The sequence below is a fragment of the Actinomadura roseirufa genome (genome assembly GCF_900659635.1).
Taxonomy (GTDB): domain Bacteria; phylum Actinomycetota; class Actinomycetes; order Streptosporangiales; family Streptosporangiaceae; genus Spirillospora; species Spirillospora roseirufa.
The window spans coordinates 1-2182 of record NZ_CAACVB010000527.1 but is presented as its reverse complement, the minus strand read 5'-3'; the positions used below and the strand labels follow the sequence as shown (position 1 = coordinate 2182).

General features: G+C 74.9%; 3 protein-coding genes. 2 read left to right on the top strand and 1 reads right to left on the bottom strand.

What is annotated here, in order from left to right; all coding sequences use genetic code 11:
- Window positions 1-252 precede the first annotated feature (252 nt).
- Complete coding sequence (thiE, locus tag E1291_RS41115) at window positions 253-924, top strand: thiamine phosphate synthase (RefSeq protein WP_131743430.1); 672 nt, start codon at window positions 253-255, stop codon at window positions 922-924.
- Window positions 925-1018: 94 nt separating this feature from the next.
- On the top strand, window positions 1019-1183 hold the full coding sequence (locus E1291_RS42975; protein ID WP_165495547.1) for a hypothetical protein: 165 nt from the start codon (window positions 1019-1021) through the stop codon (window positions 1181-1183).
- Window positions 1184-1230: 47 nt separating this feature from the next.
- Here the strand turns inward: E1291_RS42975 and E1291_RS45570 are convergent, their stop codons facing one another.
- The gene (locus E1291_RS45570; RefSeq protein WP_131743429.1) at window positions 1231-2172 is read right to left on the bottom strand and encodes a serine/threonine-protein kinase; all 942 of its coding nucleotides are present in this window, start codon (window positions 2170-2172) and stop codon (window positions 1231-1233) included.
- Window positions 2173-2182: the final 10 nt, after the last annotated feature.

Below are 2182 nucleotides of genomic sequence, written 5' to 3'. Positions count from 1 at the left end.
CGGGCTTGTGCGAGCGCGAATCGCTTCGCGATCTTCCCGGCGGGGGCTCGCCTTCGGCGTCGCCCCCGCCGGTCAGGGCGCGCGCTCGCGTGACGGCTGAGGTCGCCGGAGTTCTCCAGGGCCGGTTTGATGGCTGGTCGCGCTCGTGTGACGGTCGGTGTTCTGAGGTGGGCATAGGGTTGCGGAGCCGCATTGCGTGATCGAACTCGCCGTGCGGTTCGTACCGACGTCCGAAAGGAAGATTCCGCCACCGTGACCAGGCATCTCCCGACCGACCGGGCCGTGGCGCTGCGCGCACGGCTCGCGCGCGCCCGCCTCTACCTCTGCACGGACGCGCGCGAACGGCAGGGGGACCTGCCCCGCTTCCTGGACGCCGTGCTGGGCAACGGCGTCGACATCGTCCAGCTCCGCCAGAAGGGCCTGGAGGCCCGCCGCGAGATGGAGCACCTGGAGGTCTTCCGCGCCGCGTGCGAACGGCACGGCGCGCTGCTGGCCGTCAACGACCGCGCCGACGTGGCCCACGCCGTCGGAGCGGACGTGCTGCACCTCGGGCAGGACGACCTGCCGGTCCCCGCCGCCCGCGAGATCGTCGGCGGGGACGTCCTGATCGGCCGCTCGACCCACTCCGGCGAGCAGGCGTCGGCGGCGGCGGAGGAGCCCGGCGTCGACTACTTCTGCACCGGGCCGGTCTGGCCCACGCCCACCAAGCCGGGACGGCCCGCCCCGGGCCCCGGGCTGCTGGAGTCCACGGCCGCGCGGCGCCCGGTCCGGCCGTGGTTCGCGATCGGCGGCATCGACCTCGGCAACCTCGGCGAGGTGCTCGCCGCGGGCGCGGACCGCGTCGTGGTGGTCCGCGCGATCACCGACGCGGCCGACCCGGGCGCCGCGGCCGCCGCCTTCGCCCGCCGGCTGGCCGCGCCCTGACCCGGCGCGCCCTCCGCCGAGCCGGCCCCGAATGTGACATGTACCGCCGGGACGGGCGGTACGGACGGCGGCCGGGATGACCCAGAATGGGATCATGAGCGTTGGACCCGACGACGACCGGCCAGTGAACCTGGACGACGACGACCTCGACGTCCTGCCCGACCAGACGTCCGACGACACCGACACCGGCTGGGGCGAATGGCGCGGCGGCGGTGGCGACGACGACCGCCTGCTGGAGGAGCGCCCACCGCACTGGTGACCGCCGGGGGACCCGTCCGCTGAGCCGCCCGGGGGAGATCCGAAGGGTCAGAACAGGACGCCGAGCACGAACCCGGCGGTGACGACGGCCGCGAGCGCGAGCATCATCCGCCAGCGGTGGCGGGGGATGCGCGTGGGCCGCGGCTTCGGCGCGGGGCCGTGCCCGTCCCGCAGCGCCTGGACGAGCTGCCTCGCCGTGGGCCGGGCGGCGGGATTCTTGTCCAGGCACCGGACGGCCAGCTCGCGCAGCGGCCCGTCCAGATCACCGAGGTCGGGCTGCCGCGAGGTGACGCGGCGCATGACCGCGGCGCTCGGCCGGGTACCGAACGGCGGCCGGCCGGTCGCGGCGAACACCAGCGCCGCGCCCCAGGCGAACACGTCGGCGGGCGGCCCGACCGGCTCGTCCTCGATCTGCTCGGGAGCCATGTAGGCGGGCGTGCCGACCGGGCCGGTGGTGACCGGCGTGGCGTCGGGGATCCGGGCGATGCCGAAGTCGATGACCTTCGCGCCGTCCGGGCCGAGCAGCACGTTGCCCGGCTTGAAGTCGCGGTGCACGATGCCCGCCCGGTGGATCGCGGCGAGCGCCGCCGCCGTGCGCGTCGCGAGCTCGTGCAGCCGCGGCCCGGCCAGCGGGCCGTGCTCCTCGACCGCGTGCTGGAGCGAGGCGCCCTCGACGAACTCGCTGACGATGTAGGGACGGTCGCCGGTCACGTCGGCGTCCAGCACGCGTGCGGTGTGCCGTCCCGCGACCCGGCGGGCCGCGTCCGCCTCCTTGACGAACCGGCTGCGGGCGCGCTGCCCGGCGGCCAGGCCGCCGCGCAGCAGCTTGACGGTGACGAACCCGCCGCCCGCGTCGCGGCCGAGGTAGACGATCCCCTGGCCGCCCTCGCCGAGCCGGCCGAGCAGCACGTAGCCGCCGAGCCGGCGGGGGTCAGATCGGAAGAGCGTCGTGTAGGGAAAGAGTGTAGATCTCGGTGGTCGCCGTATCATTAAAAAAAAA

Coding starts and splice junctions, on each gene's coding strand:
- E1291_RS42975 (WP_165495547.1), top strand. CDS start 1,019: ATGAGCGTTGGACCCGACGACGACCGGCCAGTGAACCTGGACGACGAC.
- E1291_RS45570 (WP_131743429.1), bottom strand. CDS start 2,172: ATGATACGGCGACCACCGAGATCTACACTCTTTCCCTACACGACGCTC.